The sequence below is a fragment of the Pseudomonas sp. Marseille-Q5117 genome, assembly GCF_946901175.1.
Taxonomy (GTDB): Bacteria; Pseudomonadota; Gammaproteobacteria; order Pseudomonadales; family Pseudomonadaceae; genus Aquipseudomonas; species Aquipseudomonas iranensis.
The window spans coordinates 141855-156108 of sequence record NZ_CAMPPP010000003.1 but is presented as its reverse complement, the minus strand read 5'-3'; the positions used below and the strand labels follow the sequence as shown (position 1 = coordinate 156108).

At 56.1% G+C, this 14254-nt stretch carries 11 protein-coding genes and 1 pseudogene; 11 read left to right on the top strand and 1 reads right to left on the bottom strand.

What is annotated here, in order from left to right; genetic code table 11:
- The first annotated feature begins 86 nt into the window (after positions 1-86).
- Positions 87-566, top strand: coding sequence for an RNA pyrophosphohydrolase (locus tag OC605_RS06545; protein WP_003229203.1), 480 nt, complete (start codon positions 87-89; stop codon positions 564-566).
- Positions 567-588: 22 nt separating this feature from the next.
- Positions 589-2868, top strand: a complete 2280-nt coding sequence (ptsP, locus tag OC605_RS06540; protein WP_024014698.1) for a phosphoenolpyruvate--protein phosphotransferase — start codon at positions 589-591, stop codon at positions 2866-2868.
- A gap of 235 nt (positions 2869-3103) precedes the next feature.
- On the opposite strand, the gene OC605_RS06535 is transcribed toward ptsP, so the two are convergent.
- Positions 3104-3850, bottom strand: a complete 747-nt coding sequence (locus OC605_RS06535; RefSeq protein WP_262136550.1) for an NRDE family protein — start codon at positions 3848-3850, stop codon at positions 3104-3106.
- Between the two features lie 130 nt (positions 3851-3980).
- Between OC605_RS06535 and OC605_RS06530 the strand changes: the two genes are divergently transcribed.
- From OC605_RS06530 to OC605_RS06490, 9 genes and pseudogenes are all read left to right on the top strand, one after another.
- Positions 3981-4763, top strand: a complete 783-nt coding sequence (locus OC605_RS06530; RefSeq protein ID WP_016772682.1) for a sulfite exporter TauE/SafE family protein — start codon at positions 3981-3983, stop codon at positions 4761-4763.
- A gap of 79 nt (positions 4764-4842) precedes the next feature.
- A complete protein-coding gene (lgt, locus tag OC605_RS06525; protein WP_016772683.1) occupies positions 4843-5658 on the top strand; it encodes a prolipoprotein diacylglyceryl transferase in 816 nt (271 codons plus the stop codon).
- A gap of 50 nt (positions 5659-5708) precedes the next feature.
- Positions 5709-6368 (top strand): annotated as a pseudogene (locus tag OC605_RS06520) (thymidylate synthase); the annotation flags it as partial.
- A gap of 181 nt (positions 6369-6549) precedes the next feature.
- Entirely contained in the window at positions 6550-7734 is a 1185-nt protein-coding gene (locus OC605_RS06515; RefSeq protein WP_262136549.1) for a tyrosine-type recombinase/integrase, read from the top strand.
- Positions 7731-10106, top strand: coding sequence for an integrase (locus OC605_RS06510; protein ID WP_262136548.1), 2376 nt, complete (start codon positions 7731-7733; stop codon positions 10104-10106). The genes OC605_RS06515 and OC605_RS06510 overlap by 4 nt, the downstream gene beginning before the upstream one ends.
- Positions 10106-12199 carry a tyrosine-type recombinase/integrase gene (locus tag OC605_RS06505; protein ID WP_262136547.1) on the top strand — a complete coding sequence of 698 codons (2094 nt, stop codon included), beginning with the start codon at positions 10106-10108 and terminating at the stop codon, positions 12197-12199. The genes OC605_RS06510 and OC605_RS06505 overlap by 1 nt, the downstream gene beginning before the upstream one ends.
- Position 12200: 1 nt before the next feature.
- On the top strand, positions 12201-12713 hold the full coding sequence (locus OC605_RS06500) for a hypothetical protein (RefSeq protein ID WP_262136546.1): 513 nt from the start codon (positions 12201-12203) through the stop codon (positions 12711-12713).
- The gene (locus tag OC605_RS06495) at positions 12710-13543 is read left to right on the top strand and encodes a thymidylate synthase (RefSeq protein WP_262136545.1); all 834 of its coding nucleotides are present in this window, start codon (positions 12710-12712) and stop codon (positions 13541-13543) included. Before OC605_RS06500 ends, OC605_RS06495 begins: the two co-directional genes overlap by 4 nt.
- A 113-nt stretch (positions 13544-13656) precedes the next feature.
- Positions 13657-14253, top strand: coding sequence for a hypothetical protein (locus tag OC605_RS06490; RefSeq protein WP_262136544.1), 597 nt, complete (start codon positions 13657-13659; stop codon positions 14251-14253).
- The last annotated feature ends 1 nt before the right edge of the window (position 14254 follow it).

Genomic DNA, 14254 nt, shown 5'->3' with positions numbered 1-14254 from the left:
GAGTGCACATAAGGTAGGAACCTTCGTTGCCGCCTGATCAAGCTTTGTGGAACAATGCGGCGACATGCGTTTGCGAGGTTGTTGCCGTGATCGACCCCGATGGTTTCCGCCCCAATGTCGGGATCATTCTGACGAATGACGCCGGCCAGGTGCTATGGGCTCGCCGTATCAATCAGGACGCCTGGCAGTTTCCGCAAGGGGGGATCAACCCCGAGGAGACGCCGGAAGACGCCTTGTACCGCGAGCTGAACGAAGAAGTTGGCCTGGAACGTGAAGATGTTGAAATACTGGCCTGTACCCGAGGCTGGTTGCGCTATCGTTTGCCGCAACGCCTGGTGCGTACCCACAGCCAACCGCTGTGCATCGGCCAGAAACAGAAATGGTTTCTCCTGCGCCTGATCTCCAACGAGCAGCGGGTGCGGATGGATCTGACCGGTAAACCGGAGTTCGATGGCTGGCGCTGGGTCAGCTATTGGTATCCGTTGGGCCAGGTGGTGACATTCAAGCGCGAGGTGTATCGACGCGCTCTCAAAGAGCTTGCCCCGCGCCTTTTAGCGCGCGACTGACGACGGAGTTCGACCCCGAGCCATGCTCAATACGCTGCGCAAGATCGTCCAGGAAGTTAACTCCGCCAAGGATCTCAAGGCGGCGTTGGGGATTATTGTGTTGCGCGTCAAAGAGGCCATGGGCAGCCAGGTCTGCTCGGTCTACCTGCTTGATCCGGAAACCAATCGCTTCGTCCTGATGGCCACCGAGGGCTTGAACAAGCGCTCGATCGGCAAGGTCAGCATGGCCCCCAACGAGGGTCTGGTCGGTCTGGTCGGCACGCGTGAAGAACCCCTGAACCTGGAAAACGCTTCGGTTCACCCGCGCTATCGCTACTTCGCCGAAACCGGTGAAGAGCGTTACGCCTCGTTCCTCGGTGCCCCGATCATTCACCACCGCCGCGTCGTCGGCGTGTTGGTCATCCAGCAGAAAGAACGCCGCCAGTTCGACGAAGGTGAAGAAGCCTTCCTCGTGACCATGAGCGCGCAGCTCGCCGGCGTAATCGCCCACGCCGAGGCCACCGGTTCGATCCGTGGTCTGGGCCGGCAGGGCAAGGGCATTCAGGAAGCCAAGTTCGTCGGCGTGCCGGGTTCGCCGGGTGCTGCCGTCGGTACCGCCGTGGTCATGCTGCCGCCGGCGGACCTGGACGTGGTGCCGGACAAGACCATCACCGACATCAACGCCGAGCTGGCGCTGTTCAAGACCGCCATCGAAGGCGTGCGCGCCGACATGCGCGCCTTGTCCGCCAAACTGGCGACCCAGTTGCGCCCGGAAGAGCGCGCGCTGTTCGACGTGTACCTGATGATGCTCGACGATGCCTCGCTGGGCAGCGAAATCACTACGGTGATCAAGACGGGGCAGTGGGCTCAGGGCGCGCTGCGTCAGGTGGTCACTGAGCACGTCAACCGTTTCGAACTGATGGACGACGCCTACCTGCGTGAGCGTGCTTCGGACGTCAAAGACCTTGGCCGCCGTCTGCTCGCCTATCTGCAGGAAGAGCGCCAGCAGAATCTGGTCTACCCGGAAAAAACCATTCTGGTCAGCGAAGAGCTGACGCCGGCGATGCTCGGCGAGGTGCCGGAAGGCACGCTGGTCGGTCTGGTCTCGGTACTCGGTTCGGGTAACTCTCACGTTGCGATTCTGGCCCGGGCCATGGGCATTCCGACGGTGATGGGCCTGGTCGATCTGCCGTACGCCAAGGTCGACGGCATCGAAATGATCGTCGACGGCACCCGTGGCGAGGTCTACACCAACCCCAGCGAAGTGCTGCGCAAGCAGTTCGCCGAAGTCGTCGAAGAAGAGAAACAACTGGCGCTGGGCCTCGACACCCTGCGCGACCTGCCGTGCGTGACCCTCGATGGCCACCGCATGCCGCTGTGGGTCAACACCGGCCTGCTCGCCGATGTGGCGCGGGCGCAGAAGCGTGGCGCCGAAGGAGTCGGCCTGTACCGCACCGAAGTGCCGTTCATGATCAACCAGCGCTTCCCGAGCGAGAAGGAACAGCTGGCGATCTACCGCGAACAGCTCGCCGCGTTCCACCCGCAACCGGTGACCATGCGCAGCCTCGACATCGGTGGTGACAAGTCGCTGTCGTACTTCCCGATCAAGGAAGACAACCCGTTCCTCGGCTGGCGCGGTATCCGCGTCACCCTCGACCACCCGGAAATCTTCCTCGTGCAGACGCGCGCGATGCTCAAGGCCAGCGAAGGCCTGAACAACCTGCGGATTCTGCTGCCGATGATCTCCGGCACTCACGAACTCGAAGAAGCCCTGCACCTGATCCACCGTGCCTGGGGTGAAGTGCGCGACGAAGGCACAGACGTGCCGATGCCGCCGATCGGCGTGATGATCGAAATCCCGGCAGCGGTGTACCAGACCAAGGAACTGGCGCGGATGGTCGACTTCCTCTCCGTTGGCTCCAACGACCTGACCCAGTACCTGCTGGCGGTAGACCGCAACAACCCGCGCGTCGCCGACCTCTACGACTATCTGCACCCTGCGGTGCTGCAAGCTCTGCAAACCGTCGTCACTGACGCCCACGCCGAAGGCAAACCGGTGAGTATCTGCGGCGAGATGGCCGGGGATCCAGCGGCGGCGGTGCTGTTGATGGCGATGGGTTTCGACAGCCTGTCGATGAACGCCACCAACCTGCCGAAGGTGAAGTGGATGTTGCGCCAGGTGAACCTGAGCAAGGCGCAGGAGATGCTGGCGGAACTGATGAAGATCGATAACCCGCAGGTTATCCACAGCTCGCTGCAACTGGCGCTGAAGAATCTTGGGTTGGCGAAGATGAATTCGCCGGTGGTGACCAAGGCTCTCTAAAGATCAAAAGCCCCTCACCCTAGCCCTCTCCCAGAGGGAGAGGGGACTGATTGGGGAATGCTGCAGAACTCCGTCGACCTGAAAGTGCTGTGTTGAATCCATAATCGACTCACACGGACAAAAAGGTGCTGTGTTGAATCCATAATCAACTCGGTCTTTCAGGTCGGTGTATGGCTCAAGACACCTCGGTCGGCCCCCTCTCCCTCCGGGAGAGGGCTGGGGTGAGGGTGAGCTCTTAGACACAAACCTCAACTTCCCCAAGATGCCCGCCATACGGCCCAAAGCTGCGCTCTACCATCCGCCGCGTGCCGTCCGCTCGCACGATCAACGCTGTACTCGCCCGGGTGCCATAGCTCTGGCTGGCAATAAACACGCTCGACAACAACGCTTCCGTCGCCATGCCAACCCCGGTATCCGGCAACTCGGCCTCCGGTGCGGTCTGCGCATCGCTCAGCAAGGCCAGCAATCGCTCAGGCTGCGGATCGTCCAGCACCGCGCTCAACGCCGCCTTGGCCTTGAGCAGTTTTGGCCACGGTGTATCCAGTCCGGCATTGGATAACCCGTAAACCCCGGGTTGCAACATCACCGGCTCCGACGCCCGCGCATTGAAATGCCACAGCTCATGGGCATTGCCCAGCAGCAGATTGAACCCGGCATATTCGGCGGCACGAGCCACCACATCGCTCAAATAATCATCAATCGACAGATCACTAGCAAGAAACCGCGCCACCAGCTCGCCCCGGGATTTGGTCGCCGGTGGCTGCTGTGGATCGCGAATATTGGTCAGCGCGGCGAAGCGTCCGTTGGCGCCGATCCCCAGCCACGTGCCGCCAGCTTCAAGATCACGCCCGGCATGCACATGCGGCGCCTCGGGCCACGGCGCCAATGGCAGGCTGGGGCGGGCGTAGAACTCGTCGCGGTTGGCCGCGACGATCAGCGGCTGGGCATGGTCCGGGCGCCAGGCGAAAACAATCAGGCACATAAGGTGGTCCTTGCGTGTTTTTTGCCCACTCTACGCATCCGGCGTCCGTGCATCCATCGCCAGTGGAGCAGAAGGCTGCGCATCCGTTAACATGCCGCTCCTGTTTTGCCGATGCGTGCTGGAGACGGTCATGGAATTTCTGCTCTACCTGGCGCTCGGCGCCTGTGCGGGCGTGCTCGCCGGGCTGTTTGGCGTCGGCGGCGGGATCATCATCGTCCCGGTGCTGGTGTTCAGCTTCACTTTGCAGGGCTTCGATCAGTCGATTCTTACGCACTTGGCGGTAGGGACTTCGCTGGCGACGATCATCTTCACCTCGGTCAACGCCGTGCGTGAACATCACCGTCGCGGCGCGGTGCGCTGGGCGATTTTTCGCTGGATGACCGTGGGTATCCTGCTCGGTGCCGGTTTCGGGGCGCTGACCGCAGAAGCCATCTCCGGGCCGAACCTGCAAAAGATCATCGGCGTGTTCGCTCTGGTGATCGCCGTGCAACTGGCGCTGGACGTCAAACCCAAGGCCAGCCGAACGGTGCCGGGCAAACTCGGTCTGACTGCCGCCGGTACGGTGATTGGCTGGGCCTCGGCGATTTTCGGCATTGGTGGCGGCTCGCTGACCGTGCCGTTTCTGACCTGGCGCAGCGTGCCGATGCAGCAGGCGGTGGCGACCTCGTCGGCCTGTGGCCTGCCGATCGCTCTGGCCAGTGCAGCAAGTTTCATGATTCTGGGGTGGCACGATCCGTTGTTGCCGGCCCATAGTCTCGGTTTTGTGTATTTGCCGGCATTGTTGGGCATCGCCCTGACCAGCATGGTCTTCGCCCGGCTCGGCGCGCGTCTGGCACACAGGTTGTCGCCGCGCTTGCTGAAAAGGCTGTTCGCCGCTTTGCTGTTCTGCGTGGGTCTGAGCTTTCTGCTCTGACCGCGTGGCAATCCTGGCTTAATCCTGAGGTGGCAGCGTCGCCCGGGAATTTCGCTTTCAACTCTAACAAGGAGTCGCAATGCTGCCTTACCCGCAGATCGACCCGGTGGCCCTGGCCATCGGTCCGCTGAAAATCCACTGGTACGGTCTGATGTACCTGATCGGCATCGGCGGCGCGTGGCTGTTGGCGTCGCGCCGGCTCAACCGCTTCGACCCGACCTGGACCAAGGAGAAACTCTCCGATCTGGTGTTCTGGCTATCGATGGGCGTGATCGTCGGCGGCCGTCTGGGTTACGTGCTGTTCTATGATCTGAGCGCGTACCTGGCCAACCCGACGCTGATTTTCGAAGTATGGAAGGGCGGCATGTCGTTCCACGGCGGATTCATCGGCGTGATGCTCGCGGCCTTGTGGTTCGGCAAGCGCAATGGCAAGTCGTTCTTCCAGCTGATGGACTTCGTCGCGCCGATGGTGCCGATCGGCCTGGGCGCCGGGCGCATCGGCAACTTCATCAACGCCGAGTTGTGGGGCAAGGCCACCGACGTGCCATGGGCGATGGTGTTCCCGCCGTTCAGCGATCCGGCGCAGTTGCCGCGTCACCCGTCGCAGCTGTACCAGTTCGCCCTCGAAGGCGTGGCGCTGTTCCTGATCCTGTGGATCTTCTCGCGTAAACCGCGTCCGACCATGGCGGTCTCCGGCATGTTCGCGCTGTTCTACGGCATCTTCCGTTTCATCGTCGAGTTTGTCCGCGTGCCTGATGCGCAGTTGGGCTATCTGGCGTGGAACTGGCTGACCATGGGTCAGGTGCTCTGCGTGCCGATGATTGTCGGCGGGCTGTTGCTGATCTGGCTGGCCTATCGTCGCGCCCCGGCAGCACCGCTCGCGCCGACGGCTTAAACTACGAACCCCGGCGCGCGACGCCGGGGCTCCAAGGACACAGGTAACTCATGAAGCAATATCTCGAACTGGTCTCGCACGTCATTCAGAACGGCACCAAACAGGCCAACCGCACCGGCATCAACACCATCAGTTTTCCGGGAGCGATGCTGCGTTTCGATCTGCAGGAAGGTTTCCCGGCGATCACCACGCGCAAAATGGCTTTCAAATCGGCCATCGGCGAGATGTGCGGCTTTCTGCGTGGCGTGAACAACGCCGCTGAATTCCGCGCACTGGGCTGCAAGGTCTGGGACCAGAATGCCAACGAAAACGCGCAATGGCTGGCCAACCCGTTCCGTCAGGGCGACGACGACCTCGGTGAAATCTACGGCGTGCAATGGCGCAAATGGCCGGCGTACAAGCAGATCCCGCTGAGCAACACCGCCGCCATTGAACAAACCCTGGCCAACGGCTACAAGCAGATCGCTCAGGGCGAAGAAGACGGCCAGGCCTACGTCGTGCTGTACAAGGCGATCGATCAGGTGCGCCAGTGCGTCGACACGATCATCAAGGATCCGGGCAGCCGCCGCATTCTGTTCCACGGCTGGAACGTCGCCCAGCTCGATGAAATGGCCCTGCCGCCATGCCATCTGCTGTACCAGTTCCACCCGAACGTCGAGACCAAGGAGATCTCCCTGACTCTCTACATCCGTTCCAACGACCTGGGCCTTTTATCTGACGTGGGAAAAAGCGCACAGTACACGCTCCTCGCCTAAAAAAATTTGTCTTTCGTGCTACTTCATCTTGACCTTGACAAGCTGCACATTCTGCATAGGATGGGCGGCCTTCAAAAAGGGGTAGTCGGTGAAGGTTGTAGTCGAAGAGAAGCACTTGCTCGACCTAGGTGGGTCGATGCTCAACGAAGATGGGCCCACAGTGGCAGACCGGGTGTCTGTGACGGCGGTGGGGCTGTTCGATTCAGAAGAGAGGCTTGTACCGCTTGTAAGCGAGTACCTGACCTTCGCAGTTCGCAGCGCCAACCTGGCGGCCCTGTCAGCCGAGACATATGGGCGTAACATTGGTTACTTGCTCGAACACCTGAAAGGCACGCCAACTTTCAAAAGCTCGTCTTATGACGAAATCCTTCTTGCCGTAACTAAACACGGTATCCAACGGTACTTTACCCACCTGCGTGAAGTGGATGGTTTGACCTCAACTACCATCCGTAACAGGGACGCTTGTTATATGGCCCTGTTCAATGACTTCCTGTGCGTTGGCGGAAAGCACAAAGGCCCAGCACGTGAGGACAATCCTTATGCTGGTGGTTTTCTTTCTCCTGCTCCAAAGAAGGATTTGGTTTATCCCTGTTCATTGCAGGAACTCAAAGCGCTTATTGAATCTGCGAGCAGCGAGAGGGAGCGATGCCTGATCCAAGCTATCTTTGATGTGGGTTTGCGTCGAAGTGAAGTTGGCAGGGTTACCTTGGGCGCTGTGAATAAAGCTTTGGGGTTTGCTCAAGCTAACTTTGTTCCGGATGATGACCTTGATTGGGTGCATCCTGATTACTGCCCACTTTACATTGACGGCAGTAAAGGACGTGGGAATGAGCTCAAGCCACGATACTCAATCGTGAGTCGAGCTGTGCTCGAGCGTATCAAGCGTTATCACGCATCTCCCTTATATAAGAAGCACGCTCGCCGTTATGAGACTGCTGATGTAACGCCGTGCTTCTTCAATTCGGAGGGAAAGCCCTTCAAGCCAGACGCTGTGAGCAAACTGCTTGAGCGACTCTCTAAGCGTACCGTCAGTAGTAAGCGGGTTGAACGCATGATTTCCCCCCACAAGCTTCGTCATGGTCACGCATATGCCATTTTGACTAGCCCTGACTTCGGCGATGACTATCTCAACAAACTACTGATGGCTCAGAAGTCACTCGGCCACTCAGACACATCCACCACAGGAACTTATACCAAGTTGCCGCAGGAAATCTTTCACCTGGTTTGCCCGAACACTGGAGAGGTTGCGACCAAAGCAAAAAGTATGGCGGATCTTGCTGCTCAGACGACGCTGAAAATCAGGTTAGGAGATAAGAAATGAATGTTTCAGAACGTGCAGTCGAGAGTGGCAAGATTTTCAGGTGGCTGAAGGAGCTGGAAGAAAATCCACTCCAATACTACCAAGTCGAGCTCAGCGATAACACCAGTGGTACTTATGCTCCGCTGATGCTCAGCGAGTCTTACATTGCAGGCAAGGATCTCGACCCATCAATCAAGATGTTCGAGCTTGCAGAGCAAAAGCTCATCCTGAATATGCTTATTGATGGCGTTATACATCAGGGAGAAACTGCTGCGGGTTGTAATTGGCGTTTGAAGCTTTTGGGCTGGTATAAATCGCTCTCTCAAGAAGAAAAGCTCGCGCTCCCGATTTTTGGCAACAAGCTAAAGCTCTCCAAATCAGTTGTGCCGGCTTCTGCGCTGGACGCGATCAAGTACGGCTACAGCAGGCATGAAAGTGTTCGGCTCGCCTACCAGGAGATCAACCTTGATCTTCAGTCTCTCGGGGTCGCCTCTGTGGACTATATGACCGTTAAGGAGCGGGTTGAATCCAAGGAGGAGTTTGTGCCGCAGGAAAATGCTCTTGTGGATTTTAAACGACTCCAGATGCTTGATTTTGCTGCCTTGGACGGTCTCGAAAAATCATCTGAAGGTAGGCCATTCAACGACTTGAAACATGCGTTTGCGACCGCTTCGCTGGGTACTACCAGCGACTCTGGTGCGAGCAATTATCATGAGGGGTTCAAATGGTTCACGAGGCTCCTCACTGGGCAAGGCTTCAGTGGCTTGGAGCCGCTGACTGAGGTTCTCGATCCGTTCAGCCTCCCGTTGTTCCGTTCGTATCTCGAGCGCCATATTGTCGAGGGCACCCTTTCTCCGATTACCGCGACTACCTTGGTGAGTGCCGTCCGTAGCACCTTGACGACCATCAAAAATATCAAGGGTTATGCGGGATCAGATTTCATCAACTGTCAGGGGTTTGATGCTGATCGTGTCACTGATGCGTACCGCCCATACTCGAGCGCTGAGCGTGTTCGAATCTCTACGAGCGTGAACGAGGATATCGAGCACTACAACACCCTTGCGCAGCCCTACCAGCGAAGCGGTATTGGTGAAGATCCCATTGATGCGAAAGGCAGCTTAAAGCCAGGCTGCAATACCCTTGAAAATGCTCGCTGGATTTTCGAGAACACGCTCGGTTGCACGCATGTTGGTCATGATCAAAAAGACAGTGAAGATCCTCATGTGAGAGCCTTTCTGCGTATCGTGAGCCGTTCAGGCACCGGGCTGCGGGAGGTTGTAGAGGGTTGGGGCGTTCACTATCTGGTGGACGCTCAGGTGATCACGCCTTATGCGATCAAGCTGGCTCAAGTCACCGGGCTGAACGCTGACTCAATCAAGCTGCTTGATGTGGATGACTACGAGCCTAAGCATCCGCTCACTGGGCGTCCTTGCCTCCGGTACTGGAAAGAGCGTTCTGACGGTGAAAAGCTGATGCATCTTGATATTTTCGAAGCTGACATCACCTGGCTCACTACGTCTCAATCGTATGCTGTCGCTCAGATTTTTGAGGACATCAAGGCACTGACAGCCAAAATCCGCGTATCTGCACCTCCAGTTATGCGAGATAAGCTATTCATTTGGCAGTCCAGTGCTCGGAAAAGCTTCATGGAAATCAAGTCCTTCGCCACTGGGAAGGACGGCGCACTAGGGGTTGCCTTTGCTGCTTACGGTAAGCGTAAAGGCTTCGTGGACAGCAATGGCCAGCCCTTGAGCCTCACTCCTGCCAGGTTGCGCCCCAGTTTCATCAGCGAGCTTGTGGAGCGTGACGTCCCCGTCCGTGAGATTCAGTTGATTCTGGGCCACAAGTATATTGAAACCACACTGGCCTACCTGGATCGTATGGACTTCAACTACATCGCACGCTCCAAGCTGGATGTGGCTCTCAGGGAGCTTCATGAGTCAGCAGCCGAGTTGGCTGATAGCCTCTCGAGCAGCGAGGCTGAAGCCAACCTCATTGATGTCATTAATCTCGATGGGCCACAGGTTGTTTTCAAAACTCCTCTAGCGAGCTGCCGTAACATTTTCAACCCCCCGGAGTTCATCAAGAAGCTGAGCTCCTACGTGCCCGGCAGCCCTTGTGCGTTGTACAACATGTGCCTGGGATGCGAAAACGTTATGCTCACTGCGTCGAACCTGCCAGAGCTGTTCGCGATGGAGCGGGACTACCTCACGCTCAATGAGATTTCTCGCATCATGGATACGCCGTATGGACGCGTAGTACGCGAAAACCTGGCGTTGCTGGATGGCATCCTGCACTCAAAATCTGATTTCACGCCTGAAGAGTTGGCCGAGGGCCGTCGTCTTTCGGAGTTCGTTGACACGACTGTGCTGGTGGACGGGGTGGCGATGTGATGATGGAGCAGATTAATTTTTCTACCCTTTTGAGGTTCTCAAGTTTTCGCTCGAGCCTGTCACTGCTGCAAGGCCAGCTTTCTGCTATTGAAGCAGAGACCGACCAGCAGGAAGCCTGGGCTTTCCTGTCCTACCTCAATAACTTGCAGGTATCTCAGAGCTCTGCATTCGTGGACGGGGTTTGGGACTTCAATAAGGATTACCCAAACGCCTCGCGCTACATTCGTGGGGCTAAACTTCGCATCGATTTCACGAAGTATTCCAACATTCCAGAGCTGGCGATTCTCGAGCTCAAAGCTGCATTCATGATCATCCTCAAGGCCCTGAGCGGGATTCCAGCGGATGGGAAATCCACCAGAGTCAGCAAGAAACCGCTCAAGCCCAATTCGCTGATCAGTGACTATGAGAGCGGGCTTCGGTTTTTGGATAAGGTTTATGCCGTCGCGGCTATTGAGCTTGGAAAGGAGCACGTGGATCGTGAGCTGATCTCAATTCAATGCTTGCCTGCGCATTTCTATGCAGCAGCTGCCGAAGATTACGACTACGTATACGACGAATACACTGAGAAGCTGTTCAAGCACCTCAAGTCTGGCTACCTGCAAGCGAACGTGTTCGGTGCGAGCCTGCCATTCGTCGACTTTTCCAAGCTGAAATGGAAAGTCCTAGGTGGTAAAAATCGGCCTGCAAAAGATGCCGAAAAAAAGTCGCAAATATTACCAAACAACGTCTTCGAAATTTCATCCCAGATGGCCTCGCTGTCCATTGTCGATTTTTTGGATGCGATGGGAGAGGATGTTGTTGATGCGGCTAGCCTCAAGCGTCGTAACGCTAAGGAATACTTTCCTTCGCAACAGAGCGGGTTGAATCGGCTCAAATTCAACTTGTATGTGTATAAGCGGCTTTCTAACAAGGGTTTCTCTTTTGATGAGGTCGCTAAAGTTCTGGGCAGCGATGTGATGAGCTCTAGCAAGCTGTTCTCTGTAATAGCGCCCTATGCTGTTAAGCAATATGCGAAAGACACCGGATCGGCTCTCGATGATCAATTCAGGCTTTACCTGAACTTTGTTAACTACTCATGTCTCTACATTATTGGTCAATATACCGGGATGCGTCCTTCAGAATATGCAGAGCTGCTCGCAAGCTCGAGCCCCCGACCTGATGGCCGCTACTGGGTTTTGGCGAGTAATGTGAGCAAACATCAAGACAACCTTGTTGAGTTGTTTGATGATTTCTGGCTGGCTATTCCGATTGTGCGTGATGCTGTACGGGTGTGCCAGTTGATCAGCAAATACAAGAACAATGATTATATATTTTCAAACGTGGATACCGTCGCGTTTGGGGAGCAAGGACAGCCGTTCTCTGCCAGCGGCACGAAGCTTACGCTGGAGAAATTTTTCGAGCGCATCTTGCCGCCAGAGACCTTTGTCGGCCTAGACTTCAATGCCTATATGATGCGTCATACCTTGGCCTATCAGCTGTATCGTGCCGACCTGGGGCTGCCGTTTATCTCTCATCAGCTTAAGCACTTCGGTGAGATCGTGGGTGTGGGGCATTCTGATCGTGGGTTCAGCAAGACCACCCTGCTGTATGGCGAAATTGCGGACAAGATTTCCAAGGGGGGTGGTGCCCGAAAGACGAAAGGGAGGTCTCTTCGTCAGGATGCGGAGCTTGAGAGCATTCATCAGCGGTTCGACCCTGACGGTAGCTATGCAGGTGTGAATGCCGAGGCCCACAAGGAGAGTCTCAGGAAGGTTTTCCGGGGTTACATGGCCTCTGGGCATACCAAGGAGGACATTTTCGAAGCCATGCTCGACCAGCACATTGCGGTTATCAACGTGGGCTCTGGCTTCTGTTACGGTGGAGGTGTGGATGAGTTCGACAGTTTGCTGCCTTGCATTGGAGGGCTGCGCTGCAACCCCAACCGTTGCCAGAATGCCATCGTCAGCAAAGCCAATGCTCCGGCTTGGCGAGACGTGTATTACCAAAACAAGGCGATGCTTGGTAACCCAGCGTACGCACACGCCCATGCGCAGAACAAAGCGGCGATGGAGGAAGCTTACGGCGTCCTTCAGTTGCTGGAAGAGGAGCTCTGAAATGAGTGATCCACGGGCATTCGATCAGAAGAACAAGGAAGACTTTGATCAGTACACAGAGTTGTTGACTCGGGCACTCTTTGATATCGGTGCGAACGAATCTCTGAAGGCAACTGTTGCCGAACTTAGCCGCATTACCGGTATGCATCGAAATACTATCCGGCAACGTGTTTGGCCTTTAGAGCGCCTTGAGACTATCAAGGAAAATCGCCGTATCGAAGTTCTGCGGAAGAAAGTTTCTAACAAAAAACCAGTTGAGCCACTTGTAGTGCTAACTGAGAAATTGGAGGCTGCTCGAATTGAGATTCTTCATTGGTTTACAGAGGCTAAAGTGGCCCATGATATTGCTCAGACCAACGAGAATAAATATCAAGGCATGGTGAGTTCGAGAGATACCTATAAAAGCCTTTTGGCCGATGCCAATAAACGTCTCTTGGAGTCTCAGCGAGACATTGATAAACTTAAGCAGATTATCAGTATCCTGGAAGCTGCCCAGGCGGAGGAGAATGCGTGAAAAGCTATCTAGAATTACTGACAGACGTTCTTGAAAATGGTGCTGTTAAAGGTGATCGAACCGGTACAGGTACTATAAGTGTATTTGGTAGGCAGTTCCGCCATGACCTATCAAAAGGCTTTCCTTTGCTCACAACAAAGAAACTGCATTTCAAAAGCATCGTTAATGAGCTTATTTGGTTCCTTGGCGGCGATACCAACGTCAAATGGCTCAATGAGAATGGCGTAAAGATCTGGAACGAGTGGGCCACCGAGGAGGGTGACCTCGGGCCTGTTTATGGGAAGCAGTGGACAGCTTGGCCAACCAAAGATGGCGGGACGATCAACCAGATCGACTACGTCGTGAACGCCCTGAAGACTAACCCCAATAGCCGGCGAATCTTGTTCCATGGTTGGAACGTAGAGTACCTGCCCGACGAGAAGGTGAGCCCTCAGGAAAATGCCCGGCAAGGCAAGATGGCGCTGCCTCCGTGCCACCTGCTTTATCAGTTCTATGTCGTGGAAAACAAGCTATCTGCTCACCTGTTCATCAGGTCGTCCGACACCTTCTTGGGGCTCCCATACAACACGGCGTCCCTGGCGTGTCTGACTCACATGCTCGCCCAGCAGTGTGATCTCGATGTTGGGGAGATCGTAATTTCGCTCAGCGATGTTCACATTTACTCCAACCACATGGAGCAGGTGAAGACTCAAATCGCTCGTGAGCCACGTCAGTTGCCTGAGCTGAAGCTGCTTCGCAAGCCTGCATCCATCTACGACTACAAGTTCGAAGATTTTGAGGTGGTGGGCTACGATCCGCACCCGCATATCTCTGCGCCTGTATCGATTTGATCCTCAGCGGCATCGAGCTATAAGACCGGTCTTAGGGCCGGTTTTTCCTTTTCTGCGCCTGGAGAAAACCAGTGCGACATCCAAGCCCTGATCACACTCTTTAGGGCTGTCGTATGATCGCAGCAACTACGGTCATCACCTCATCTAAGGGTAATGCTTTGAAGCTCCTCGCACGCCTCTGGAACCTCATCAATCCCGACCGCCGCCCCGAGTGGGAGAAAGCGCGTGAGCGTGAGTTCATCCGGGCAGCGAACAGCTTCAAGACCCTCCGGGTGACTCAAGAGGGAGGGATTTTCATCGATCCAGAAGAGCTCCGTGAACAAATTGTCGCCTCCCGTGAGCAGTTGAAGCATCTTGTCCACAAACCCGGAGCGTCTAGTGGGCTATGCCAAGCAGTGGCAGCCGTTGAGGTGGGGCAGGAGGCTGATACCTCTGCTGAGGCCACTGTCGAGCTGCAGGACGGTATTGAGGTAGTGGCTTGGCGTCGGCTCTCTAGTGGCGCTGCTGTGCGCTACGTGTGCCTTCAGTCTACAAGTACGGGGCGATTCGCTGTCGCTACAGCCAGTCTGTTCACAGAAGCCATAGAGAGTCTCCCGACTTGGGTCGAAGCCAACACAGCCAGGCACGTCGCCATTGCCATACAAAACGATCATCTCCGCTGGTTGGCTACTGTGAGCGAGGCGATGGATGCTTGGGATGCAGACCTATGAT